This window comes from Arthrobacter sp. PAMC 25486 (assembly GCF_000785535.1).
Taxonomy (GTDB): Bacteria; Actinomycetota; Actinomycetes; order Actinomycetales; family Micrococcaceae; genus Specibacter.
This window is the reverse complement of sequence record NZ_CP007595.1, coordinates 1,811,239-1,836,727: the sequence shown is the minus strand read 5'-3', so window position 1 is coordinate 1,836,727 and position 25,489 is coordinate 1,811,239. Positions and strand designations below refer to the sequence as shown.

22 protein-coding genes are annotated in these 25,489 nt (G+C 65.9%); 18 read left to right on the top strand and 4 right to left on the bottom strand.

Translation table 11 applies throughout. The features are described from left to right. Positions 1–8 precede the first annotated feature (8 nt). The 9 genes from art_RS08415 to art_RS08375 all read left to right on the top strand — a co-directional run bounded on the left by art_RS08415 (position 9) and on the right by art_RS08375 (position 11,895). On the top strand, positions 9–896 hold the full coding sequence (locus art_RS08415; protein ID WP_082000192.1) for a TIGR03084 family metal-binding protein: 888 nt from the start codon (positions 9–11) through the stop codon (positions 894–896). Next, positions 893–2,599 (top strand): acyclic terpene utilization AtuA family protein, encoded by a 1,707-nt coding sequence (locus tag art_RS08410; protein WP_038463980.1) that lies wholly within the window; start codon positions 893–895, stop codon positions 2,597–2,599. The genes art_RS08415 and art_RS08410 overlap by 4 nt, the downstream gene beginning before the upstream one ends. A gap of 59 nt (positions 2,600–2,658) precedes the next feature. Next, positions 2,659–4,191 (top strand): carboxyl transferase domain-containing protein, encoded by a 1,533-nt coding sequence (locus art_RS08405; protein WP_157875422.1) that lies wholly within the window; start codon positions 2,659–2,661, stop codon positions 4,189–4,191. Positions 4,192–4,207: 16 nt separating this feature from the next. After that, positions 4,208–6,235 (top strand): biotin carboxylase N-terminal domain-containing protein, encoded by a 2,028-nt coding sequence (locus art_RS08400; protein ID WP_038463974.1) that lies wholly within the window; start codon positions 4,208–4,210, stop codon positions 6,233–6,235. A 34-nt stretch (positions 6,236–6,269) separates the two neighbouring features. Beyond that, positions 6,270–7,442 (top strand): acyl-CoA dehydrogenase family protein, encoded by a 1,173-nt coding sequence (locus tag art_RS08395; RefSeq protein ID WP_038463971.1) that lies wholly within the window; start codon positions 6,270–6,272, stop codon positions 7,440–7,442. 3 nt (positions 7,443–7,445) lie between these two features. Next, positions 7,446–8,234 carry an enoyl-CoA hydratase family protein gene (locus art_RS08390; RefSeq protein ID WP_038463968.1) on the top strand — a complete coding sequence of 263 codons (789 nt, stop codon included), beginning with the start codon at positions 7,446–7,448 and terminating at the stop codon, positions 8,232–8,234. Positions 8,235–8,364: 130 nt separating this feature from the next. Beyond that, the gene (locus art_RS08385; RefSeq protein ID WP_038463966.1) at positions 8,365–9,990 is read left to right on the top strand and encodes an AMP-binding protein; all 1,626 of its coding nucleotides are present in this window, start codon (positions 8,365–8,367) and stop codon (positions 9,988–9,990) included. After that, positions 9,974–10,945, top strand: coding sequence for an NAD(P)-dependent oxidoreductase (locus art_RS08380; RefSeq protein ID WP_082000191.1), 972 nt, complete (start codon positions 9,974–9,976; stop codon positions 10,943–10,945). The genes art_RS08385 and art_RS08380 overlap by 17 nt, the downstream gene beginning before the upstream one ends. Before the next feature lie 545 nt (positions 10,946–11,490). Continuing rightward, complete coding sequence (locus tag art_RS08375) at positions 11,491–11,895, top strand: hypothetical protein (protein WP_052136010.1); 405 nt, start codon at positions 11,491–11,493, stop codon at positions 11,893–11,895. Here art_RS08375 and art_RS21605 read toward each other — a convergent pair. Next, positions 11,880–12,134 (bottom strand): hypothetical protein, encoded by a 255-nt coding sequence (locus tag art_RS21605; protein WP_157875147.1) that lies wholly within the window; start codon positions 12,132–12,134, stop codon positions 11,880–11,882. The genes art_RS08375 and art_RS21605 overlap by 16 nt on opposite strands. Here art_RS21605 and art_RS08370 point away from each other — a divergent pair. Beyond that, on the top strand, positions 12,126–12,923 hold the full coding sequence (locus art_RS08370) for a DDE-type integrase/transposase/recombinase (RefSeq protein WP_082000108.1): 798 nt from the start codon (positions 12,126–12,128) through the stop codon (positions 12,921–12,923). The two genes, art_RS21605 and art_RS08370, sit on opposite strands and share 9 nt — an antisense overlap. A gap of 83 nt (positions 12,924–13,006) precedes the next feature. Here art_RS08370 and art_RS08365 read toward each other — a convergent pair whose 3' ends face one another. Together art_RS08365 and art_RS08360 are read right to left on the bottom strand one after the other, a co-directional pair. Beyond that, on the bottom strand, positions 13,007–13,615 hold the full coding sequence (locus art_RS08365) for a TetR/AcrR family transcriptional regulator (protein ID WP_038463963.1): 609 nt from the start codon (positions 13,613–13,615) through the stop codon (positions 13,007–13,009). Next, entirely contained in the window at positions 13,612–14,505 is an 894-nt protein-coding gene (locus tag art_RS08360; protein ID WP_253901526.1) for an enoyl-CoA hydratase-related protein, read from the bottom strand. The genes art_RS08365 and art_RS08360 overlap by 4 nt, the downstream gene beginning before the upstream one ends. Positions 14,506–14,570: 65 nt before the next feature. Between art_RS08360 and art_RS08355 the strand changes: the two genes are divergently transcribed. The 7 genes from art_RS08355 (at position 14,571) to art_RS08325 (ending at position 23,982) form a co-directional block, all read left to right on the top strand. Then, positions 14,571–15,728, top strand: a complete 1,158-nt coding sequence (locus art_RS08355) for an acyl-CoA dehydrogenase family protein (protein WP_082000190.1) — start codon at positions 14,571–14,573, stop codon at positions 15,726–15,728. Positions 15,729–15,885: 157 nt separating this feature from the next. After that, positions 15,886–17,094, top strand: a complete 1,209-nt coding sequence (locus art_RS08350; protein ID WP_038469333.1) for an acetyl-CoA C-acetyltransferase — start codon at positions 15,886–15,888, stop codon at positions 17,092–17,094. 4 nt (positions 17,095–17,098) lie between these two features. Continuing rightward, positions 17,099–19,279 (top strand): 3-hydroxyacyl-CoA dehydrogenase NAD-binding domain-containing protein, encoded by a 2,181-nt coding sequence (locus tag art_RS08345; protein WP_038463960.1) that lies wholly within the window; start codon positions 17,099–17,101, stop codon positions 19,277–19,279. Continuing rightward, a complete protein-coding gene (locus art_RS08340; protein WP_216699590.1) occupies positions 19,279–20,190 on the top strand; it encodes a crotonase/enoyl-CoA hydratase family protein in 912 nt (303 codons plus the stop codon). The genes art_RS08345 and art_RS08340 overlap by 1 nt, the downstream gene beginning before the upstream one ends. Positions 20,191–20,264: 74 nt before the next feature. Further along, the gene (locus art_RS08335; RefSeq protein WP_038463958.1) at positions 20,265–21,797 is read left to right on the top strand and encodes a long-chain fatty acid--CoA ligase; all 1,533 of its coding nucleotides are present in this window, start codon (positions 20,265–20,267) and stop codon (positions 21,795–21,797) included. 29 nt (positions 21,798–21,826) lie between these two features. After that, the gene (locus art_RS08330; protein ID WP_038463955.1) at positions 21,827–22,912 is read left to right on the top strand and encodes a CaiB/BaiF CoA-transferase family protein; all 1,086 of its coding nucleotides are present in this window, start codon (positions 21,827–21,829) and stop codon (positions 22,910–22,912) included. Further along, positions 22,897–23,982, top strand: coding sequence for an MBL fold metallo-hydrolase (locus art_RS08325; protein ID WP_216699589.1), 1,086 nt, complete (start codon positions 22,897–22,899; stop codon positions 23,980–23,982). The genes art_RS08330 and art_RS08325 overlap by 16 nt, the downstream gene beginning before the upstream one ends. Positions 23,983–24,048: 66 nt before the next feature. Here the strand turns inward: art_RS08325 and art_RS08320 are convergent, their stop codons facing one another. Beyond that, the gene (locus art_RS08320; protein ID WP_038463949.1) at positions 24,049–24,561 is read right to left on the bottom strand and encodes a MarR family winged helix-turn-helix transcriptional regulator; all 513 of its coding nucleotides are present in this window, start codon (positions 24,559–24,561) and stop codon (positions 24,049–24,051) included. Positions 24,562–24,710: 149 nt separating this feature from the next. On the opposite strand from art_RS08320, the gene art_RS08315 reads away from it, so the two are divergent. Continuing rightward, entirely contained in the window at positions 24,711–25,478 is a 768-nt protein-coding gene (locus art_RS08315) for an electron transfer flavoprotein subunit beta/FixA family protein (protein ID WP_038463946.1), read from the top strand. Positions 25,479–25,489 lie beyond the last annotated feature (11 nt).

Here is a 25,489-nt window from a genome sequence, read left to right as displayed (position 1 = left end):
GTTGGACTGTGGTGGATGTGGCGGATGTGCTGGCCGATTACGAGGCCGAGGCGCAGGTGCTTGACGGGCTGTTGGCCGAGCTGCCGGCTGGGGACTGGTCCCGTGAAACGCCCGCGCCGGGTTGGTCCATCGCCCACCAGATCGGCCACCTGGCCTGGACGGACGCCGTCGTGATTGATGCCGCGGCCGCCGCCAATGGTGACGCCGCCGCCTTCGCCGCGCTGGGCGCCGGGCTCCAGTCCGGGGCCGTCACAATCGATTCCGCCGCCGCCGGGATGGCTGCCCTTCCGCCCGCTGAGTTGCTGGCGCAGTGGAGGGATGGACGACGCCGGATGGCAGCTTCCCTGCGCAGGGTCGCCCCGGGTGCCAAGCTGCCCTGGTTTGGACCGCCCATGAGCGCCACCTCCATGGCGACGGCGCGCATCATGGAGACGTGGGCGCACGGCCAGGACATTGCCGACGCCCTGGGTGCCGGCCGCCAGCCCTCTGAACGGCTGCGGCACATTGCCCACCTGGCCGTGCGCACCCGGAACTTTGCCTTCAAACTGCACCAACTATCGCCACCTGAAGCGGAATTCCGGGTCGAACTCGAAAGCCCCGCAGGCGGCACGTGGACCTGGGGCCCGGAGGATGCCGCAGAACGCGTCACCGGAATGGCGGAAGAATTTTGCCTGCTGGCCACCCAGCGCCGGCACCGCGACGACCTCGCCCTCACAGCCGTTGGGCCCAACGCGGAGACGTGGCTGGACATTGTGCAGGCGTTCGCCGGGCCTCCCGGCGAGGGACGACAGAGGGAGGGACGACAGAGTGACGGCCTGCAGCCCGAGGAACGGCAGAGCCTGGCCCGGCCCGGGGAGTCCACCACGGCAGCCGTTTCGCAGGAGCCACAAGCATGAGCGTGCTGCGCGTTGCCAACGCTTCCGGCTTTTACGGCGACAGGGCGGGCGCGTTCCAGGAGATGCTGGAGGGCGGCCCCCTTGATGTCATCACCGGCGACTACCTGGCCGAGCTGACCATGCTCATCCTGGCCCGCGACCGCGCCAAGGACCCCAGCACCGGCTACGCAAAAACCTTCCTGGCCGAGATGCGCCAAAGCCTGGCCCTGGCCATGGACAAGGGCGTGAAGATTGTGGTCAACGCCGGCGGACTGAACCCGGCAGGCCTCGCCGCCAAGCTCCAGGAACTCGCGGCCACCCTGGGAGTGAAGGCGAGGATCGCCCACGTCCACGGCGATGACCTCATCGACCGCGCAGAGGAGCTCGGCCTCACCACAAGCACCGGCACGCCGCTGTCCGCCAACGCCTACCTGGGCGGCTGGGGCATCTCCGCGGCCCTCAAAAAAGGCGCGGACATCGTCGTCACCGGACGCGTCACGGACGCCTCGCTCGTGGTGGGCGCCGCCGCACACCATTTCAACTGGAAAGCCACGGACTACGACGAAATCGCCGGGGCCATGGCCGCCGGCCATGTCATCGAATGCGGCACCCAGGCCACCGGCGGCAACTACGCCTTCTTCGATCGCCTAGAGGGCATGCGCCGCCCCGGCTTCCCCATCGCGGAAATCGAAGAAGACGGATCGAGCGTGATCACGAAGCACCCGGGAACCGGCGGCGCCGTCACGAAGGGCACAGTCACGGCCCAGTTGGTCTACGAAATCACCGGCGCCCGCTATGCCGGACCGGACGCCGTCCTGCGCCTGGACTCCATCGCGCTCGACGACGACGGCCCCGACCGGGTGCGCCTCTCCGGCGTCCGCGGGGAGGCCCCGCCGGACACGCTGAAGGTTTCCATCAACGCCCTCGGCGGCTTCCGCAACGAGGTCACCTTTGTCCTCACCGGCCTGGACATCGAGAAGAAGGCGGCCCTCATCCAAAGCCAGATCGGGCACGCAGTTCCAGACGGCACCACCTGGTCCCTGGCCCGCACCGACCACGAAGACGCCGCCACGGAAGAGGAAGCCAGCGCCATGCTGCACTGCGTGGCCCGCGGCCAGGACCCGAAAATCGTGGGCCGCGCCTTCTCCAACGCCGCCGTCCAGATCGGCCTGGCCAGCTACCCCGGCTTCCACCTGACCGCCCCGCCCGGCGACGCCGCTCCCTACGGCGTCTACACACCCGGCTGGGTCCGCGCCACAGCGGTCCCGCACCTCGTCACGCTGCCCGACGGAACCACAGCGGAAGTCCCGCCCCACCCCGGAACTGTGCCATCCGCCGTCGCCCTTGCCACTGTGGAGGAACCAACCCTCCCGCAATTCCGGCAGGGAAGTACGACGGCGCGTGCCCCGCTCGGGCGGGTCGCGGCGGCCCGCAGCGGTGACAAAGGCGGCGACGCCAATGTGGGCGTGTGGGTCGAGCGCGACGATGCCTGGCCCTGGCTGGTACACACCCTCACCGTGGAGCGGCTGAGGGATCTGCTGCCCGAAACAAAAACGCTGGAGATTGAACGGCACGTGCTGCCGAAACTGCACGCCGTGAACTTTGTCATCCGCGGCCTGCTCGGGGAAGGCGTGGCGTCGAACGCCCGCTTTGACGCGCAGGCCAAGGCCCTGGGCGAATGGCTCCGTGCCCGCCACCTCGATATCCCGGAGGAATTTCTGTGACAGCATTGCGCACCACCATTGATCCGCGCAGCGCGGACTTCACAGCCAACACCACTGCCATGGAAGCGAAGCTGGCCGAACTGGACGGCGAATACGCCAAGGTCCTGGCATCGGGCGGCGACAAGTCGGTCGAAAGGCACCGCAGGCGCGGGAAGATGTTGGCCCGGGAACGGGTGGAGATGCTCCTGGATCGGGATTCGCCGTTCCTGGAACTTTCCGCGCTGGCCGCGTGGGGCACCAAGTTCCATGTGGGCGCCAGCGTTGTCAGCGGCATCGGCGTGGTGGAGGGCGTGGAGTGCATGATTATTGCCCACGAACCCACAGTCAAGGGCGGCACCTCCAACCCGTACAGCACCAAGAAGATCTTCCGTGCCCTGGACATCGCCCGGGAAAACCGGCTGCCCGTCATCTCACTGGTGGAATCCGGCGGCGCCGACCTGCCCACGCAGAGCGAAATCTTCATTCCCGGCGGCAAATTGTTCCGTGACCTCACCCGCCTCTCCGCCGCAGGCATCCCCACCATCGCGCTTGTGTTCGGCAATTCCACCGCCGGCGGCGCGTACGTTCCCGGCATGAGCGATCACATCGTCATGATCAAGGAACGCTCCAAGGTGTTTTTGGCCGGCCCGCCGCTGGTCAAGATGGCCACGGGGGAGGACTCCGATGACGAATCCCTGGGCGGCGCGGACATGCACGCCCGAGTCTCCGGCCTGGCCGACTACTACGCCCTGGATGAGATGGATGCGCTGCGGATCGGTCGCCGGATTGTGGCGCGGCTCAACTGGGTTAAAAGGGGTGCCGCGCCGGCGCCGTCGGTGGAACCCCTGATGGATGAAGAGGAACTGCTTGGCATCGTGCCCTCCGACTTGAAGGTGCCGTTCGACCCCCGCGAGGTCATTGCCCGCGTGGTGGACGGCAGCGACTTTGACGAGTTCAAGGCCCTGTACGGCACCTCCCTGGTCACCGGATGGGCCCGCATCCACGGCCACCCCGTGGGCATCCTGGCCAACGCCCGCGGCGTGCTGTTCTCCGCCGAGGCGCAGAAGGCGGCCCAGTTCATCCAGCTCGCCAACGCTGCCAACACGCCCCTGTTGTTCCTGCACAACACCACCGGCTACATGGTGGGCAAGGAATACGAGCAGGCCGGCATCATCAAGCACGGCTCCATGATGATCAACGCCGTCTCCAACTCCACCGTCCCGCACCTGTCCGTGCTCATGGGTGCCTCCTTCGGCGCGGGCCACTACGGCATGTGCGGGCGCGCCTTCGACCCCCGCTTCCTGTTCTCCTGGCCCTCCGCCCGCTCCTCCGTCATGGGGGCCGCACAGCTGGCCGGCGTCATGTCGATCGTGGGCCGGGCCGCCGCGGCAGCCACCGGCCGCGATTTCGACGAGGACGCGGACGCACTGATGCGCGCCGCCGTGGAGGCGCAGATCGAGGCCGAATCCCTGCCCACCTTCCTGTCCGGAAAGCTGTACGACGACGGCATCATCGACCCCCGCGACACCCGCACCGTACTGGGAATGGCGCTCTCCGCCATCGCCACCACCGAAATCAAGGGCGCCGAGGGCTTCGGCGTCTTCCGGATGTGAGCCAAGGATGACCTCCATGAACCAGCCCATCACCCAGGCCATCAATTCCGTGCTCGTCGCCAACCGCGGCGAGATTGCCCGCCGCGTCTTCCACTCCTGCCGGGAGCGCGGCATCTCCACCGTGGCCGTTTTTTCCACGCCCGACGCCGGAGCCCCCTTTGTCCTGGACGCGGACACCGCGGTGCACCTGCCCGGGACGGCCGCTTCCGAGACCTACCTGCGCGGGGATCTGATCATTGCCGCCGCGTTGCAGGCCGGGGCCGACGCCATTCACCCGGGCTACGGTTTTCTTTCGGAGAACGCGGGCTTCGGCCGGGCCGTGCAGGCCGCGGGGCTGATCTGGATCGGGCCGCCTCCTGCCGCCATCGACTCCATGGCGGACAAGATTTCAGCCAAGCTGCTGGTTGCTGCGGGAGGTGTGCCGGTCCTGACGGAGCTGGATCCGGCCACCGTCACGGAGGCCCAGCTGCCCGTGCTCATCAAGGCCTCGGCCGGCGGCGGCGGGCGAGGCATGCGCATCGTCCGTGCGCTGGCCGATCTTCCCGCCGAAATGGCGGCCGCCCGCACGGAGGCTGCGAGCGCCTTCGGCGACGGAACCGTGTTCTGCGAGCCGTACCTGGAAACCGGCCACCACGTGGAGGTTCAGATCATGGCCGATGCGCACGGGACGGTGTGGGCCGTGGGGGAGCGTGAGTGCTCCATCCAGCGCCGCCACCAAAAGGTGGTGGAGGAGGCGCCCTCGCCGCTGGTGGAACGCACACCCGGCATGCGCCAGAAGTTGTTCGAGGCGGCCGTGGCTGCTGCGAAGGCCGTGGACTATGTGGGTGCCGGAACCGTGGAGTTCCTGGCCGATGAGCAGGGCCGCTTTTACTTTCTGGAGATGAACACGCGCCTGCAGGTGGAACACCCCGTGACCGAATGCACCACGGGCCTTGACCTGGTGGCACTGCAGCTTGAGGTGGCCGCGGGCGGAAAGCTGCCGGAGGCGCAGCCGGCCCCACCTGCAGGCATGGTGGGGGGCGCCGCCATCGAGGTGCGGCTCTACGCGGAGGATCCGGCCGCCGGCTGGGCGCCGCAGACCGGCACCGTGCGGCGCTTTGAGGTCGACGGGGTGGCCGCGGATTTTGCGCTCCCTGTCCGCGAGCGGGGGCTGCGGCTGGACTCCTCCATTGAGGCCGGCTCCTCCGTGTCCATCCACTACGACCCCATGCTGGCCAAGCTCATCGCCTGGGCGCCCACCCGCACCGAGGCGGCCCGCACACTCGCCAAGGCTCTCGCCGCGGCCCGCATCCACGGGGTGCGGACCAACCGCGACCTGCTCGTGAACATCCTGCGCCATAATGCGTTTCTGGCGGGGGAGACAGGCACCGCCTTCCTCAACACCCACGGGCTGGAAACCCTGGCCGCACCGGTTGCCGGGTCGGGGGAGGAAAAACTGGCCGCGCTCGCCGCCGCCCTGGCCGGGGTCGCGCTGCGCCGGGTCCAAGCCCGCGGCAACGGGGTGCTGGGAGGCATGCCCAGCGGCTGGCGCAATCTGCCCTCCATGCCGCAGGCAACCACGTTGGCGGGCCCCGCCGGGGAGCACTCCATCAGGTATGCCCTGACCCGGCGCGGATTGGAGGCGGAAGGCTTCGGAGGGACCGGCGTCGTCCATCTCAGTGCAGACAAGGTGAGCCTGGAGGTGGACGGGCTGGTGCGGACCTGGCAGGTGGCGCACTACGCAACGAGCACCGGCACGGTGATTGAGGTGGACGGCGACGGCGGGGCCGTCACCTTTGTCGAGGCGGAGCGCTTCCCGGATCCGAGCCTGGCCGTGGCGGAGGGATCGCTCACCGCGCCCATGCCCGGCGCCGTGGTCAGCGTGCACGTGCAGGCCGGCGATGCGGTGACGGCGGGCCAGCCGCTGCTGGTGCTGGAGGCCATGAAGATGCTGCACACCATCGGGGCGCCCGCCGACGGGGTGGTTGCCGAATTGCCGGTCATGGTGGGCCAGAACGTGGATGTGGGCATGGTGCTCGCGGTGGTTGACGCGGCGGGCGAATAAAACACATGGCAGGATATTTGATGAGGAGACAAGAATGAGCAGCATTCAATCAAGCATTGTGGAAACGGACGAACTGCAGGCGCTGCGCGAGGCAGTGCGTGACATTGTGGGCCGATACGGCCCTGAATACGCCACGAAGCACTCCCGCGCTGGGGAAAGCATGACGGAAATGTGGCAGGAACTGGGCGAGGCCGGGTTCCTTGGCGTCTCGGTGCCGGAGGAATATGGCGGCGGCGGGGCAGGCATCTACGAGCTCGCCGCCGTGCTGGAGGAATCCTCCGCCCTGGGCGCCTCCATGATCATGATGGTGGTGTCCCCGGCCATCTGCGGCACCATCATCGCCAAGTACGGCACGGAGGAGCAAAAGCGGGTTTGGCTGCCTGGGTTTGCGGACGGCTCCATCGTCATGGCGTTCGGCATCACCGAGCCCGACGCCGGCTCCAACTCGCACAACATCTCCACCGTCGCCCGCCGCGACGGGGACGACTGGGTGCTCAACGGCCGCAAGGTCTTCGTCACCGGCGTCAACAACGCCGACTACGTGCTGATCGTGGCCCGCACCGTGGATGAGCGCAGCGGCCGCCTGCGCCCCGCCATGTTCGTGCTGCCCCGCGAGACCCCCGGTTTTGAATATCGGGAAGTGGAAATGGACATCATCGAATCGGAGAAGCAGTACCTGCTTTTCCTGGACGACGTCCGCCTCCCCGCCAGCGCCCTGATCGGCGGCTCAGACGCACCCCTCGAGGCCCTGTTCGCCGGACTCAACCCGGAACGCATCATGGCCTCCGCCATCGCCGTGGGCACGGGCCGCTACGCCATCAACAAGGCCGTGGAGTATGTCAAGGAGCGCGAGGTGTGGGGCCAGCCCATCGGTGCCCACCAGGGCATCGCGCACCCGCTGGCCAAGGCCCACATCGAGGTGGAACTGAGCCGGCTCATGATGCTGCGCGCCGCGGCCCTGTACGACGCCGGCGAAGACAAGGCCGCCGGGGAGGCCGCCAACATGGCCAAATACTCCGGCGCCGAGGCCAGCATCAACGCCCTCGATGTCGCCATCCAGTCCATGGGCGGCAACGGACTGAGCAAAGAGTACGGCCTGGCCCAGATGCTGGGGCTTGCCCGGATCGGCCGGGTGGCGCCCGTCAGCCGCGAAATGGTGCTGAACTTCATCGCCCAGCACTCGCTCGGCCTGCCGAAGAGCTACTGAGTCATGGCTGGAAGTCTAGAAGCAGCCGAACTCGTCCGCTACGCCGTGGACGCCGGCATCGCCACGCTCACCCTGGATTCCCCCGGCAACCGCAATGCCCTGTCCCGCCAGCTGGTGGGCGAGCTCGTGGCCCGGCTGGAACATGCCGCCGCGGCCACGGGCGGGAGCGTCCGCGGGATTCTCCTCACGCACACGGGCAGTGTGTTCTGCGCCGGAGCGGACCTCAAGGAAGCCGGGGCCCATGGTGTCGAGGCAGGTGCCCGGGATCTCGTACAGATCCTGCGCACCATCCTCACCGTGTCGGTGCCCGTCATTGCCAGGGTCGACGGAATGACCCGGGCGGGCGGGCTGGGCATTCTGGGTGCGTGCGACATTGTCGTGGCCAACTCGGCCGCCACCTTCGCCTTCTCCGAGGTGCGGATTGGGCTGGGCCCGGCCATCATTTCGCTGACCACCATGCCGCGGATGAATAGCCGGGCGGTGTCCCGCTACTACCTCACGGGCGAAACCTTCGACGCCGCAGAGGCGCAGGCCGCCGGGCTCATCACGGTTGCGGCGGACGATGTGGACGCGGCGCTGGAACCCATCCTGTTTGGCATCCGGCAGGGCTCCCCGCAGGGCCTGGCCGAAAGCAAGAAGCTGGCCGCCGCCCCCATGCTTACCGCCCTGAACACTGGCGCCGAGGACATGGCTGCGCTGTCCTCGAGGCTGTTCACCACGGACGAGGCAACGGAGGGCATGGCAGCGTTCCTGGAGCGCCGCAAACCCGCCTGGCACCTCCCCGCCTCCTAAACCCCACCCACCGACGCTCGCTCACATACGGGGCACTTTTCGCCAACCCTCGCTCACATAAACCGCAGTCAGTTTCACTCCTCCTTCGAAAGCAGCCGGCAGCGACGCCGGCACCACAGAAAGGCTTGACATGACACTTGACACCCTCGAAGCCCCGGTCTTCTTGCAGGACAGGCTTGACCATTGGGCCCAACAAAAGCCCGACTCCGAGGCCGTGATCTTTGGCAGCACCAGCTGCACCTGGTCCCAATGGCAGGAACGGATCCACCAACTCACCGACGCCTTGCAGAAGGCCGGCATCAAACGCGGGGACAGGATCATGACGTTTGACCTGAACCACCTCGCCATCGTGGAGCTGACCTTTGGTGCGGCAGCCTTGGGCGCCGGAACGGTGGTGGGCAACTTCCGCCTGGCGCCCGGCCAGCTGGCCTACATCCTCGAGGATTCCGCCCCAAAAATCGTCTTCTACGGCGCTGAACTCAAACCGGTCATGGAGGCGGCAGCTGCCGAACAACCTGTGAACCGCACCATCGCCATCGGCGGGGACAACGACGAATACGAGCCGTTTCTTGCCTCGGGCACAGCAAAACCCGCCGAGAATGCGGAAGGAGGGGACGCCGTCGTCCATGGAAAGGGGAGTCGAAGTGGAATGCGCGGGGCGGACGTGGACCCGGATGACACCGTGCTCATCATGTATACCTCGGGCACCACGGGCCGGCCCAAGGGCGTGGAGCTGACGCACAGGAGCGTCAACGTGCACAGCGAGGTGTCCAACGCGGGGTTCCGAATGGTGCCCGGCGATGTGAACATGGTGGGCATGCCCATGTTCCATGTGGGCGGCTCGTGCTACTTCCAGACCGGAATTTACGCCGGCGTCAAGACCATTTACCTGCGCGACCCGGCAGGCCCGTCGATGATGAGGGCCATTGCCGACGGTGCCACGCACGCCTTCCTAGTGCCCGCCGTCATCCAGGCCGTGCTCGCCGCGGGACCCCAGGCCGCGGCCGCCATGGCACCCCTGAAGAAGATTGCGTATGGCTCCTCGCCCATGCCGCTGCCCCTGCTGGAGAAAACTCTCAACGTGTGGCCCAACACGGAGCTGGCGCACGTGTTTGGCATGACGGAGATGTCCGGGATCGGCACCATGATGCAGGACTCCGACCACCGGCATCCGCCTCGGCCCGAGGTGCTGGCGTCCGTGGGGCGTGCCCTGCCGGGCCTGGAGATCAGGATTGCCGATCCCGTCACGCACGAGGTGCTTCCCATCGGCACCAACGGCGAGATCCAGGTCCGCGGGGCGCAAAATATGAAGGGCTACCTCAACCACCCCGACGCCACGGCGGCAGCGTTCACGGCGGACGGGTTCCTCTGCTCGGGCGACATCGGGCACCTGGACGGGGACGGGTACCTGTTCATGGTGGACCGGCTCAAGGACATGATCATCTCCGGCGGCGAGAACATTTACTGCCCCGAGGTGGAGAACGTGCTCATGGCCGCGCCCGGTGTTGCGGAGGGGATCGTCATCGGCGTCCCGGATCCCAAATGGGTGGAGACGGTCAAGGCTGTTGTGGTGCGTGCGCCCGGCAGTACGGTGGAGGAAGCGGCCATCATCGCCTTCTGCCGCGAGCGCCTGGCCCACTACCAGTGCCCCACCTCGGTGGATTTTGTGGCGGAACTGCCGCGCAATGCGACAGGGAAAATCTTGAAGCGCGAGCTGCGCGAACCGTATTGGAGGGGTCATGAGCGAAACATCTAAGGATTTGGGAAGCGCCGGGTTGGGAAGCGCCGGGTTGGGAAGCGCGACGGCGGACGGCGACTTGGGTGCCACCGGCACCTCGGTGCCGTTCCCGGCTGGGGAGACGTCCAGCCAGCCGGGCGCAGGGCCGGACTCGCTGGCGGGCAAGACGATCCTGATGTCCGGTGGTTCGCGCGGCATTGGTTTGGCCATCGCCGAGCGGGCGGCGCGCGACGGTGCCAATGTGGTGATCATCGCCAAAACCGATGCCCCGGATCCGCGTCTCGAGGGCACCATCCACACCGCGGCCGCCGCGATCGAGGCTGCCGGCGGGAAGGTCCTTGCCGTGGTGGGTGACGTCCGTGATGACGAAACGATCGCGTCCGCCGTGGTGCAGGCAGTGGCCATGTTCGGAGGGATCGACATCGTGGTCAACAACGCTTCCGTTATCTCCTTGGACGGCACGCTGAAGGTTTCAGCCAAGCGCTACGACCTCATGCAGGACGTCAACGTGCGCGGCACCTTCATGTTGTCTAAGGCTGCGCTGCCTCATCTGTTGGAGGCGGAGAATCCGCACATCCTCACGCTCAGTCCGCCGTTGAACTTCGACCCGAAGTGGCTCGGTGCCAACCCGGCCTACACGCTGGCCAAGTACGGCATGACACTGACTGCGCTGGGGTTTGCGGCGGAGTTCGCTGCGCAGGGGGTGGCCTCCAATGCGTTGTGGCCGCGCACCACCATCGCCACGGCCGCCGTGGCCAACATCCTGGGCGGCGATGAGATGATCCGGCGTTCGCGCACGCCGGCCATCATGGCTGATGCCGCCCACGCCGTTCTAACCGCCAACAGCCGGGAGCTCACGGGCCAGACCATTATCGACGAGGACCTGCTCCGGTCCCGCGGCATGGAGGACTTCAGCGGCTACGCCGTGGATCCGTCCGCGGAGCTGATGATCGACCTCTACGTTGATCAGTAGCCTCCCGCCACCTCCCCGCGCCTCCTACCCCTTCCGACGCTCGCTCACATACGGGGGTCTTTCCCCGGACGCTCGCTCAGCAGTGGGGGTATTTCGGCGGCCGCTCTCGCACTGATCCTCGGGAAGTGCGAGAGCGGCTGTCCAAGCGGGACGGGCTGCTCCATTGCCTACAGATCTCACCCGCACCAGGTTGCCGACCAATCGAATGTGTCCCTGCCGTATCTGAACACGATTTTGGAGGGTGCCACATCGAATACTGCAACGTGGGGAGTAACCGCCGGGTCGTGCCAGAGTCGCTTGATGTGTTCCTTCGGGCGGACTCATTGGCGCGACGCGGCGCAGCGGATGAACTGGGCCAGCTGGGCCAAGGATTGGGCTGAGGTGAGCGAGCGTCGGCCAAAAGTGCCCCATATGTGAGCGAGCGTCGGCCAAAAGTGCCCCCTATGTGAGCGAGCGTCGGCCAAAAGTGCCCCCTATGTGAGCGAGCCCCTCTGCGTCAAGCTGGTTGTGAGTCACTCATTAACCGTTGATTGAAGGAGCCGACCGTGGCCGTTGATAACAAGGGATTTACCCGTGAAGAGATCCGTGAGTTCGTGCATGAGTACTATTTGCAGCCGCATGGGTCACGGAGGGAGTGGCTTGCCTCGCATTCGATTTCCGAATGGATCTTCCGCAGATGGCGCACGATGGTGGTCCAGGGAGATATCGACCGGGGCCTGATTCCGCGAGAGCATGGAGGTATGGTCCCAACAAATCGTGAACTCTCCGCGTTTGAAAAAGCACGCGCGAAAGAGATAGCCGCCCATCGTGTCGAAGTCGAAAAACTCCAGAAGCGTATTGCTGAGCTAGAAGGGTCAAATTCAGCACTGGGAAAAGCTATAGGGCTCTTGCACGAGTTGAACGTGCCAGAGCCCGATACGCCCCCGACGAGCGCTCAGAAGCGTTCATAGCCGCTGAGAACACTCTCGTCCTGGAGCTGAAAGAGGTCACCGGTTCCCAGCGGACGGCCCTGAAACTTGCGGGTGTATCGCGTGGGACCTGGCACTACAGGTTCAATCCCCGCCCAGGCGTCCAGAACCCCATCCACCAGGGGGACCGGGCCTATGAAAGCCGGATCAGCACCATCCATCAGGACTGGATTCTTGAGTTCATCCTGGCCGGCTGGGAGAAGAACAACTCCGTGGATCATTCCTTCGCCACGGCCTGGGACAACGGGGTAATGATCGCCTCCCGCCGCACCTGGTGGCGGATCGCGGCAGAGTACGAGGACCAGAACGCACGCCCCACAGTCCCGACCAAACGCGGCGGCAAACGCGGCACCGCTGAGAAGCCCGTTCTCAAGGCCACCGGCCCCTGCCAGGTCTGGTCCTGGGACATCACCGACGTCTATTCCAAGTGGCAGGGAACGGTTTTCAAGGTCTACTCCATCATGGATATCTACTCCCGGGAGATCGTCGGCTGGCGGATCGAGGAACGCGAGGCGGACCACCTCGCCGTCAAGATGTTCGAGGCCGCCATCGCCCGGTACGGCGCCCCGCAAGTGGTCCATGCGGATTCGGGCCCTGCCATGAAGTCACACCTGCTTCGTGACGCGCTCACCGCCCACGGCGTGGAACTCACCTTCAACCGGCCCTACGTCTCCAACGACAATCCCTTCAGTGAGTCTGGTTTCCGGACCATGAAATACCGGCCCAACTACCCGCGAATCTTCGAAAGCCTCGAGGCCGCCAGAGAGTACCTCACCGACTACGTGCATTGGTACAGCACCGACCATAAACACTCCGGCATCGCCTTGTTCTCACCAGCACAAGTCCACGACGGATCCTGGAAAGAGCTCTGGAACCAACGTGACAAAACCCATCAGGAATACTACGAACAAAACCCAGGAAGGTTCCGCCAACGACCCACCACACCAGCCCCAGCCCAACACGTAGGGATCAACCTCCCCAAACCCGAAGAACCCCAAAAAATAGCCTAGTGACTCCACACAGCTTGACAATTTTCGAGCGTCGGCCAAAAGTGCCCCATATGTGAGCGAGCGTCGGGGGAGCGCCGGAGGAGCTAGATGGCGGGGACGGCGTCACTGACAATGACCCGCAGAGTGCTGGCCAACAGCGCATGCACCTGCGGGCGGGTCAGCGTCTTGCGCAGCAGCCATTCCCGCCCGCCGCTGCGTGCAAGCTGCGCGTAGACGCGGAACATGGCCCGGATCTGTTCGCGCCCGTCGCGCCGCCCGGACAGCCCGCACGCCTCAATCAGCAGCTCAATGGACTCGTTCTCCGCCGCGATCAGGATCTTCTCCAGGTCCGGATCGCGCCCCATGCTGCCCCCGCCAAAACTCAGCCAAGCCCCGCCGGACTTCTCCAGCGAATCCAGGAACCAGGCCACCGCCAACTCGATCCGCTCATCCAGCGTCCCGTCGGGCAGTGACGCCACCGCAACCTCCGACACCGTGGAACTGACCTTGATGACCTCAAGGTAAAGCTCGCGCTTGTTGCCAAAATAATGGTTGATCAGCCCGCGCGCCACCCCCGCCGAGGCCGCAATGTCGGTCGCGGAGACCTCCTCGTAGGCCCGTTCGGTGAACAGCCGTTGGGCGCACACAAAGATTTGCTGGCGCCGCTCGTCGGGAGCGAGCCGCTGCCGGCGGGATTCGTCGGGAAGAGTCACGGCGTGGTGTCTGTCTCTGTGATGACAGGACTGACCCAGGGGAGCCACTGCGGAATGCCCTCAGGCACCGTGAGTGGGAAGGCAGGCGGGCGCTTCTCGAGGAACGACGTCACGCCTTCCACGGCGTCGCTGTGTGCGGGCAGCCCGGCAATCAACTTCGAGTCCAGGGCGTGGACGGGGATGGGGGAGTCGAGCCCGCTGAGCCGGTTGAGCATTTGCTTGATGACGGCCGTGGACACGGGGGAGGTGTTGGCGATCATGTCCCGGGCCAAGGCGTAAGCGGCCTCCAGGACGGAGTCGGGTTCGTGCACCGAGGTGACAAGTCCGGCGTCGAGCGCTTCATCGGCGCCAAACAGACGGCCCGTTAGCATCCAGTCGGCGGCCTTGGATGCGCCCACCAGGCGCGGCAGGTACCAAACCGAGGCGCCCTCGGGGAAGATGCCGCGGCGGCTGAACGGGAAGGAAAAGCGGGAATCGGTGGAGGCGAGGCGGAAGTCGCAGGAGAGCGTGATGGTCATGCCGCCGCCCACCGAGACACCGCGCAGGGCCGCGATGACGGGCTTGTTCATGCCGAAGATGGTGTTGGAGCAGCGCCCGGCAGGTTCCTGCCAATCGCTCGGGGAATCGGTCATGGACATGTCAAAGCCGCCGCCGCTGAGGTCGGCGCCTACGGAGAAGTCCTTGCCCACGCAGGTGAACACGACAACCTGGACGGCAGGGTCGGCGTCGGCGGCCACAAAGGCGTGCTCGAGCTCGTGCGCCATGGTGAGCGTGTAGCCGTTGCGGGATTCGGGCCGGTTGAGGGAAACCGTGGCGATGCGCTCGGCGACCGAGTACGTGATGGCCGCATAGGGGGCGGGGATTTCAGCTGTCATGGTCATCGCTTTCATGAATGGAAAGTAAAGACTTGCGTCACCTATTGACACGGTGTCAATAGTCTTGCACTATTGGCGGTATGTCAACAACTCAGTTAACTTCGGCCTGGATCGATGAAGATCTGCTCGATGTAAGGTCCCTGTTGCACGATTTTTTCGCCAAGGAGGTCGCCCCGCTTGAGGAGAAGTTCAAGGAGCAGGGCTTTCCCGACAAGGCCCTCTACGCCCGGGCCGGGGAGCTTGGCCTGTGCGGCATGTCCATCCCCGAGGAATACGGTGGCGGCGGCGGCAGCTTCGCCAACCTGGCCCTGCTCCTGCAGGAACAAACCATGGCCGGCGCCGGCAGCCTGGGCTTTGCCGTCAGCGAGGGCATCGTGGCCCATTACCTGCTGGCCTACGCCTCCGAGGAACAGAAGCAGCGCTGGCTGCCGAAGCTGTGCAGCGGGGAATGGGTGGGCGCCATCGCCATGACCGAACCCGGCACCGGATCCGATCTGCAGGCCATCACCACACGCGCCGTGCGCGACGGCGACGACTATCTGGTCAGCGGCTCGAAGATCTTCATCTCCAACGGCCAGCTCGCCGACCTGGTGGTCATCGCCGTCAAGACCGACACCGCCCAGGGTGCCAAGGGCATGTCGCTGCTCGTGGCAGAGGTCGACGGCGGGACGCCCGGTTTCCAGCGTGGCCGGAACCTGGACAAGATCGGCCTCAAGGGCCAGGACACCTCCGAACTGTTCTTTGACAACATGCGCGTCCCGGCGGCCAACATCCTCGGCGGAGAGGAGGGCAAGGGCTTTTACCAGCTCATGAACCAGTTGCCGCAGGAGCGGCTGATCACCGCTATCCTGGCCCAGGCCATGAGCGAGGCCGCCGTGGAGGCAACGCTGGAGTACACCAAGACCCGCGAGGCTTTCGGCAAGCCGCTGTTCGAGCTGCAAAACACCCGCTTCGAGCTGGCCGAATGCGCCACGAATACCCGGGTCAACAGGGTGTTCCTTGACGACTGCATCGCCCGGCACGTTGACGGCGGGCTGGACGCAGCCACAGCGTCGATGGCCAAGTACTGGATCACCGACCGGACAGCGGAGGTGGTGGACCGCTGCCAGCAGCTGTTTGGCGGCTACGGCTACATGATGGAGTACCCCATTGCCGGCATGTATGCCGACAACCGGGTGCTGCGCGTGCTGGCCGGGGCCAATGAGGTCATGAAGGAACTCATCGCCCGCTCCCTCTAATCCCTCACCGCTCCCACCTCTCGCAAGCTCGAGGCGGGGCCCTCGCGGTGTGGGGCCCACCCCGCCAGACATCAACAAACCAGTTCGGCCAACCGTCCGCCCGCGCCGAAGCGGGAGGGATGACAATGGAAGGAAAGCTCACGTGAGCGAACAAGCAATACCGGAAGCATTTGTATACGACGCCATCCGCACCCCGCGCGGCCGCGGCAAAAAGGGGTCGTTGCACGGCACCAAGCCGATTGACCTGGTGGTTGGCCTGATCAACGCATTGCGCGAACGCCACCCGGGACTGGACGAAACACTCATCGACGACCTGATCCTTGGCGTCGTCTCACCGGTGGGCGACCAAGGTGCTGTCATCGCCCGCACCGCCGTCATTGCCGCCGGACTGCCGGACACGGTGGGCGGCGTGCAGCTCAACCGCTTCTGCGCCTCGGGACTGGAAGCCGTCAACGTCGCCGCGCAGAAGGTGCGCTCTGGCTGGGACCAGCTCATCATCGCCGGCGGCGTGGAATCCATGTCCCGCGTGCCCATCGGGTCCGACGGCGGCGCGTGGGCCATGGACCCGGCCACCAACTACGACTCCTACTTCGTCCCCCAGGGTGTCGGCGCCGACCTCATCGCCACGATGGAAGGCTTCAGCCGCGTGGACGTCGACGCCTACGCCGTGCGCTCGCAGCGCCTCGCCGCCAAGGCCTGGCAGGAGGGTCGCTTCGCCAACTCCGTCATTCCCGTGACGGACCAGAACGGCCTCGTCGTCCTGGACCATGACGAGCACATGCGCCCCGAATCCACGCCCGAATCGCAGGCCGGCCTGCGCCCCGCCTTCGCCGTCATGGGCGAGGCCGGCGGTTTTGACGCCGTCGCGCTGCAAAAGTTTCACGCCGTGGAAAAGATTGACCATGTCCATACCGCCGCCAACTCTTCCGGAATTGTCGACGGCGCCGCCCTGGTTTTGGTGGGCAGCGCCGCCGTGGGCGAGCAGCTGGGACTGACGCCGCGGGCCAGGATTGTGGCCACCGCAACGTCAGGCGCCGACCCCACCATCATGCTCACCGGCCCCACCCCGGCCACCCAAAAGCTGTTGAAGACCGCAGGGCTGACGGTGGAAGACATTGACCTGTTTGAAATCAACGAGGCCTTCGCCTCCGTGGTGCTGAAGTACCAGAAGGACCTGGGCATCCCGGACGAGAAGCTGAATGTGAACGGCGGCGCCATCGCCATGGGCCACCCGCTCGGCGCCACCGGGGCCATGATCCTGGGCACCGTGCTGGACGAGCTGGAACGCACAGGCAAGCACAGGGCCGTGGTGACCCTGTGCATTGGTGGCGGCATGGGCGTGGCAACTTTGATTGAGAGGGTCTAAAGCGATGAGCGAGGAAACAGTGAACTACACAAACACCATCCACTGGGAACAGGACACCGACGGCGTCGTCATCCTGACCCTGGATGACCCGAACCAGTCGGCCAACACCATGAACGCGGATTACATCGCTTCCATGCAGGCGGTGGTGGAGCGACTCACGGCAGAGAAGGCGGGCATCTCCGGCGTCGTGCTGACGAGCGCAAAGAAGACCTTCTTCGCCGGCGGCGACCTTAACGACCTCATCAACTCCACGCCGAAAGACGCCCAAAGAGTCTTTGAGCTGGGACAGCAAATCAAGGCCCAGCTGCGCACGCTGGAAACTCTCGGCAAACCCGTGGTCGCAGCCATCAACGGTGCGGCCCTAGGCGGCGGGCTGGAAATTGCCCTCGCCGCGCACCACAGGATCGCCGCCGACACCCGCGGCTCGGTCATCGGCCTGCCCGAGGTGACCCTGGGCCTGCTGCCCGGCGGCGGTGGCATCGTCCGCACCGTGCGCCTGATGGGCATTGCCGACGCCACCATGAAGGTGCTGCTGCAGGGCCAAAAGTACAAGCCGCGCAAGGCCCTGGAAGTTGGCCTGGTCCACGAGGTTGTGGACACGGTGGAGGAGCTCCTCCCCGCGGCCAAGGCCTGGATCAAGTCGAACCGGGACGCCGTGCAGCCGTGGGATGTCCCCAAATACCGGATCCCCGGCGGCACCCCCAGCACCCCCGCACTGGCCGCCAACCTGCCGGCGTTCCCGGCGAATCTGCGCAAGCAGCTCAAGGGCGCCAACTACCCGGCCCCGCGCGCCATTCTGGCCGCCGCCGTGGAGAGCGCCCAGGTGGACTTCGACACGGCGCTGGAGATTGAATCGCGCTACTTTGTGGAGCTCGTGACCGGGCCGGTGTCGACCAACATGATCAAGGCGTTCTTCTTTGACATGGGCCACATCAGTGCCGGCGGCAGCCGCCCGGCAGGATTCGAGAAGTACACGGCCAAGAAGGTTGCCGTCCTCGGCGCCGGCATGATGGGCGCGGGCATCGCCTATGTGTGTGCCCGCGGCGGCATGGACGTTGTGCTCAAGGACGTCTCGCTCGAGGCGGCCGAGCGCGGCAAGAGCTACTCCAAGACCATCACCGACAAGGCAGTGGCGCGGGGCCAGTCCACGCAGGAGGCAGCCGACGCGCTGCTGGCCAAGATCACCCCCACCGCAGACGCGGCGGCTGCGGCCGGTGCGGACCTGGTCATTGAGGCAGTCTTTGAAAACGTGGAGGTGAAGCAGAAGGCGTTCCAGGAAATCCAAGACCTCCTGGGACCGGATGCCGTGCTGGGCTCCAACACCTCCACGCTGCCCATCACCACGCTCGCCGAAGGTGTGCGGCGCCAAGAGAACTTCATCGGCTTGCACTTCTTCTCCCCTGTGGACAAGATGCCGCTGCTGGAAATCATCGCCGGCAAAAACACCTCCGATGAGACCCTGGCCAAGGCCTTCGACATCGCCCAGCAAATCAAAAAGACGCCCATCGTGGTCAATGATTCCCGCGGCTTCTTCACGTCCCGAGTGATCGGCACGTTCATGAACGAGGCCATCGCCATGCTCGGCGAGGGCATCGCCGCCCCGTCCATCGAGCAGGCAGGCCTGCAGGCCGGCTACCCCGCGGCCCCGCTGCAGCTGGCCGACGAGCTGAACCTGATGCTCATGTCCAAGATCCAAAAGGAGACGAAGGCGGGCCTGGAAGCCGAGAACGGCGCGCAAAAGTACCGGGATCACGCCTCCTACCCGATTGTGGACAGGATGATCGAGGAATTTAACCGCAAAGGCAAGCTCGCCGGCGCCGGCTTCTACAACTACGCCGACGGCCACCGCACCGGACTCTGGGAAGGGCTGGCGGAAACCTTCGGCGGGACGGAGGAAATCCCCTTCGAGGACATGAAGGAGCGCATGCTCTTTGCCGAGTCCCTGGAAACCGTCAAATGCCTCGACGAGGGCGTGCTGCGCAGCGTCGAGGACGCCAACATCGGCTCCATCCTGGGCATCGGCTTCCCCGCCTGGACCGGTGGCGTGCTCCAATACATGAACGGGTACGACGGCGGCCTGGCCGGTTTTGTGGCCAGGTCCCGTGAGCTCGCGGCCAGGTATGGCGAACACTTCCTGCCGCCGGCCTCGCTTGTGGCCAAGGCCGAGAAAGGCGAGACGTACTGATGGGCATTGTTGCCGCGGGCGGGACCGCCGCCGGCCCCGCCGAACCAGACATGCCCGCCCAAGCCGGACCCGCCTTCACCCACCCTTGGTCGGCGTTCACTGTGGCGGTGGCACCCAACCCGGGTGTCGCCGTCGTACATCTAACCGGGCCCGGCCGCGGCAACATGCTGGGGCTGGACTTTTGGGCCGAACTGCCCCAGGTTTTCGCTGCCCTCGACGCCGATCCAAGCGTGCGTGCGGTGGTGCTGGCAGGCGCCGGAAACAACTTCAGCACAGGCCTTGACGTGCAGGAGGTGTTGGGGTCCTGGCTGGGAAAGCTGGGCCCCGGCGCCACTGCCCAGGCTTCCCAGCGCACCGAACTGCTCGGGATCATCCGGAGCCTGCAGGACGCCATCAGCTCGGTGGCCGCCTGCCGCAAGCCCGTCATTGCGGCCGTCCACGGCTGGTGCATTGGCGGCGGCGTTGACCTCATCAGCGCCGCCGATGTGCGCCTGGCCAGTGCCGATGCCAAATTCAGCATTCGGGAGGCGCGGCTGGCGATCGTCGCCGACGTTGGAAGTTTGCAAAGGCTGCGTGGCATCATCGGCGAGGGACATCTGCGCGAACTGGCGCTGACGGCCAAGGACATCGGTGCCGAAAGGGCGGAGAAGATCGGCCTGGTCAACGACGTGTACGCCGATGCGGAGGAACTGATGGCTGCGGCGCTGTCGATGGCCGGGGAGATGGCCGCGAATTCACCGCTGGCCGTGGCCGGCGCCAAGGCGGTGCTCAATGAAGGACGCGAGGAGGACATTGCGCGGGGGCTGCGGCACGTGGCGCTGTGGAACACCTCGTTTCTGCACAGCGAAGATTTGCTTGAGGCAGTGCGGGCCATGGGGGAAAACCGTCCGGGAGTGTTTACGGGCAAATAGTTTGAACGCGAGCAGCACGAGCTTGGAATTTCCTGTTTGAAAGTCAACATCGATTTTTTACATTAGGAGTCACCATGTACATGACCCAAGGCCTGCACCGTTCCCTGCAGGCGGATCCCCAAGGCATCGCCACCATTTTCAAGGACCGCGTGCGCACCTATGAAGAGCATGTGGACCGGATTGCCCGCTTCGCCGGCGCCTTGCAAAGCATCGGCGTGAAGGCGGGGGACCGGGTGGGAATCCTGTCCATGAACAGCGACAGATACGCCGAATACCTCCTCGCCGTGCCGTGGGCCGGGGCGGCCGTCAACCCTGTGAACATCAGGTGGAGCCCGGCCGAGGTGGCCTACTCCATGACGGATTCGGACACGCACGTGCTGCTCATTGACGACGCCTTTGTACCCATGGCGCCGCTGCTGCTGGAAAAATCCCCGGCACTGACCACCCTGATCCACTGTGGCGACGGGCCCACACCGGAGGGCATGCTCTCCTACGAAAGCTTGGTGGCGGAGAACGAACCGGTCGAGGACGCCTACCGCGGCGGCGACGACCTGGCCGGGGTGTACTACACCGGCGGCACCACCGGCTTCCCCAAGGGAGTCATGCTCAGCCACACGAACTTCGTCACCTCCGGGCTGGGCACCATTGCCACAGGAGAGCTGCTGAAGGCCGGTTCGCGGCTGCTGCATGCGGCACCCATGTTCCACCTGGCCGACCTCGCCGCCTGGTGCGGGATGACCATCCTGGGCGGCACCCACGTCATGGTGCCGTACTTTGAACCCACCAGCGTGTTCAAAGCCATCGAGGAGCACAAGCCCACCGACGTGCTGCTGGTTCCCACCATGATCCAGATCCTCGTGGACCACCCAGACGCCGGGAACTACGACCTGTCCTCCATGCAGCGCATGCTCTACGGCGGTTCAGTCATTTCCGAGGGCGTGCTGAAACGAGCCAAGGAACGTTTCCCCGGGGTGCGCATGACGCAGGCGTACGGGCAAACCGAGGCATCGCCGGTCATTACCTTGCTGCTGCCGGACGACCACACAGGCGACCGCATGCGATCCGGCGGGCGCGCCGCCCCGCACTGCCAGGTTGCCATCCTGGACCTGGATGGCAAGGAAGCAGCCACGGGCGACGTCGGCGAGATCTGCGCCAAGGGCGCCCACGTCATGCAGGGGTACTGGAACAACCCCGCGGCCAGCGCTGAGGCCCTGCGTGGCGGCTGGCTGCACACCGGCGACCTCGGCTACATCGACGCCGCAGGCTTTGTCTTTGTCGTTGACCGACTCAAGGACATGATCGTGACCGGCAGCGAAAACGTGTACTCCGCAGAGGTGGAGAACGCCCTGAGCAAGCACCCCGCCGTTGCCTCCTCCGCCGTGATTGGCGTGCCGGATGAGAAATATGGGGAGCGCGTGCACGCCGTCGTTGTTCTCTCGCCTGGCCAAAACCCCACGGCCGAGGAACTGCAGGCGCACTGCAAGGAGCACATTGCCGGGTACAAGGTGCCGCGCAGCTTCGAGTTCTTGGAGGCGCTGCCCACGTCCGGTGCCGGCAAGATCCTCAAGCGCGAGCTGCGCGACAGCTACGCCGCGGCGCAGCACTAGATTGCGGCTGACGCTGAAAGGAGCAAGTGGTGGGTGGTCCGTTGCAGGGATTGAAGGTGGTGGAGCTGTCCGCCATGGGGCCAGCCCCGCATGCTGCCATGATGTTGGCGGACATGGGAGCGCAGGTGGTGCGGGTGGTCGGTCCCGCGCCTCCGGTTGGCGGGTACGACGTCGGCACGCACCTGCAGCGTGGCCGCACCACTGTCCGGGCGAACCTGAAGGACGCCGCCGACTTGGCCGGGGTGCGCGGGTTGGTTGCCGCGGCGGATGTTTTCCTTGAGGGTTACCGGCCGGGTACCGCCGAACGGCTGGGCCTGGGCCCGGAGGAATGCCTGGCGGTGAACCCGCGCCTCGTCTACGGCCGCATGACCGGCTGGGGGCAGGAGGGCCCGCTGGCGCAGCGGGCCGGGCACGACATCAACTACATTGCCCTGACCGGCGCGCTGCATGCCATGGGTCCGGCCGCGGCCCCCATGCCGCCCATGAACCTGGTGGGGGACTTTGGCGGCGGCTCCATGTTTGTGCTTACCGGCATCCTGGCTGCGCTCTGGGAGCGGGAGCGTTCGGGCCTAGGCCAGGTGGTGGATGCTGCCATGGTGGACGGCGTCAGCGTGCTCTCACAGATCATCTTGGAACTGCGCTCCGTGGGAATGTGGAACGACACCCGCGAGGCGAACCTGCTGGACGGGGCCGCCCCGTTCTACCGAACGTATGGATGTGCCGGCGGCGGCCATGTTGCTGTGGGCGCCATCGAACCGCAGTTTTACGCGCTGCTCGTTGACGGCCTCGGTTTGGACGGCGCCGGCCTTCCCGATCGTGACGATCCCACCATGTGGGGTGCGCTGGCGGAAGTTCTTGCTGCTGCCTTTGCGGCCCGGACCCGGGATGAATGGGCTGACACGTTCGACGGCGTTGACGCGTGCGTTACGCCGGTGCTCACCTTCGCCGAGGCCGCCGAAAACGCCCATATGGCTGCCCGCGGCGCCCTGACCGGGGCTGGCAAACATGTGGTTGCCGCCCCGGCCCCGCGTTTTTCCCGCACAGCTGCGGTGGCCCGGGAACCCCTGGGTGAGACAGATATTTCAAGCATACTGAGCACTTGGAGGACATCTTGATCACGGTCACGGCAGAGGAACAGTTCCAGGCATGGCAGTCCAAGGTGATGCCCGCCGTTGAGCAGGTACGGCCCGGTGTCTGGTCCATTCCGGTGCCGTTCGTAGGCAACCCGATGCGCTACACGCTGTGCTACGTGCTGGTGGGGGACACGGCTGGCGGAGCAGGGGGCGGAGCCCGTGAGGTGGCGCTCGTGGATCCTGGTTGGGACTCGGACGAGGGCTGGGCGGTGCTGACGGCGGGGCTCTCCACCGCAGGTCTCAGCCCAAAGGACATCACCGGGATTGTGGTGACCCACTTCCACCCCGACCACCTGGGCATGGCGGCGCGCCTGCGCGAGGCTTCTGGGGCGTGGGTGGCGTTGGGCGAGCACGAGCTGCTGCCCACGCATTGGCGTTCCGATCCCGGTCGTTTCGTCACCGAGGACAGGGAGCAGTTTACGGCGTGGGGTGTGCCGGCGGAGTATCTGGACGAGGTCAGTTTTCAGGCTGAGACGTGGGCGCAGATGACCAACGTGGAAGAGCCGCAGCGGCGCCTTGCCGATGGTGAACTCATCCCGGTGGCCGGGCTGAAGGTGCGGGTGCTGTCCACGCCGGGCCATACGCCGGGCAGCATCTGCCTGGTCGATGAGGCAAACCAGCTGATCCTGACGGGTGACCATGTGTTGCCCAAGATCACCCCGCACGTCTCCCTGGAGGCCCAAAACCACGTGGACCCGCTGGGTGACTACTTCACCTCCCTGGACATCATGGGCGTCGGGGCGGACATGGAGGTGCTGCCGGCGCACGAATACCGATTCCGCGGTCTCATGGCACGCGTGGCGCAGCTGCGGGAGCACACGCTGGAGCGCTCTCGGGAGGTCATCGCCGTGCTCGATGCGGGTGAGGCCGGGAGCGTCTGGGATGTGTCGAAGGAGCTGACCTGGTCGCGTGGTTTCGACTCGCTGCGCGGTTTCACGCTGCGCCTGGCGCTCGCCGAAACCGCCAGCCACCTGGTGTATCTGTCGGCACAGGGCCGGGATGTGGCGATCGAGGTCAGCCGCGGCGCCCCCACCCTTTTCGTCGAGGTGTGAGTTCGCGCCCTCTCCTCGTCCCTCGGAGAGGGCGCGAACTCACACCTCGACGATGGGGAAAGAATGCTACAGCGGGTCGGGGTATTGGACCGGGTCGGTGAAGTCGCCGGATTCGCGGCGGAAGCGGGCCAGGATGGCCGTCATTTTGCGCAGGTCCTCGGTCGGAATCCCGGGTTGGGCGAAGACCTCGGCGTTGAGGACGGTGGTGGCCTCCTCCACCAGCTTCCGGCCGCCGCCGGTCAGGACAACCAGGGTAGCGCGGCCGTCGGTGGGATGGGCCTCTCGGCGCACCAGCGCATCGCGCTCCAGCCGGTCAACCACGCTGGTGACGGAGGTGGGATGCACCTGCAGGCGGGCGCTGGCACTTGCCATCGGCAAGGCGCCGTCGCGTGTGAAGGACAGCAGCCGTAATAATTCCAGCCGGGCGTAGGACAAACCCAGCGGCTTGAGCACGGCGTCAACGCGGCTGTACATGAGCTGGTGTGCCCGCATGACGGAGGAATAGGCGGCCATGGCGTCAGCGGCATCGGCCCAGCCGTGGGCAATCCACTGGCGTTTGGCCTCGGCAATCGGGTCCATCGGCAAGGGGGAGGCAGCCACGGCACGACCTTTCTCAACGGGAAGAAAACCAGCTGGAACAACAATTTACTTTGGATCCCTAGTAAATACTAGTACTACCTAGTATTCTGCAGGAAGACACGCAACACCATGACATGGGAGGGCAATCAATGAAGATCGTCGTACTTATCAAGCAGGTGCCTGACACTGCGGAGGAACGCACGCTCGTGCCGGCCACCGGCTGGCTGGACCGCGACGCCGCGGACAACGTGGTGGATGAAATCAATGAGCGAGCGTTGGAAGTGGCGCTGCGTGTGAAGGACGCCGACAAGTCCACCGTAATTGTGGTGCTGTCCCTGGGACCGGATGAAGCCACCAAGGCCATTCGCAAGGCCCTGTCCATGGGTGCCGATTCAGGCATTCACGTGCTCGACGGCGGATTGGCCGGCTCCGATGCCGCCCGCACCGCCGCGGTGCTCGCCGCAGCCCTGCGCGGCACCAACGCCGACGTCATCCTCGCCGGCAATGAATCAACGGACGGCCGCGGCGGCGTGGTTCCGGCCATGGTTGCCGAGCACCTGGGCCTGCCTCTGGTAGGTGGGCTGAACGCCGTCGAACTTGGCGGCGGCAAGGTCAGCGGTGAGCGCTCGGGGGACAGCGGATCGTTGCAGGTCACCGCCGCGCTGCCCGCCGTGGTCACCGTGACCGAGCGGACTGCCGAGGCGCGCTTCCCGAACTTCAAGGGCATTTTGACGGCCAAGCGCAAGCCCGTCGCCACACTCTCGCTCGCCGATCTTGGCGTGGCTGCGACGCCTGCGCACGCCGTCGTGCTCTCGCATAGTGAGCGCCCCGCCCGAGAGGCTGGCCGCAAGATTGCAGACGATGGCACGGCCGCCACGCAGCTGGCCGGCTACCTCATTGAAAACCGCTTGGTCTAGGAAGGCAACAC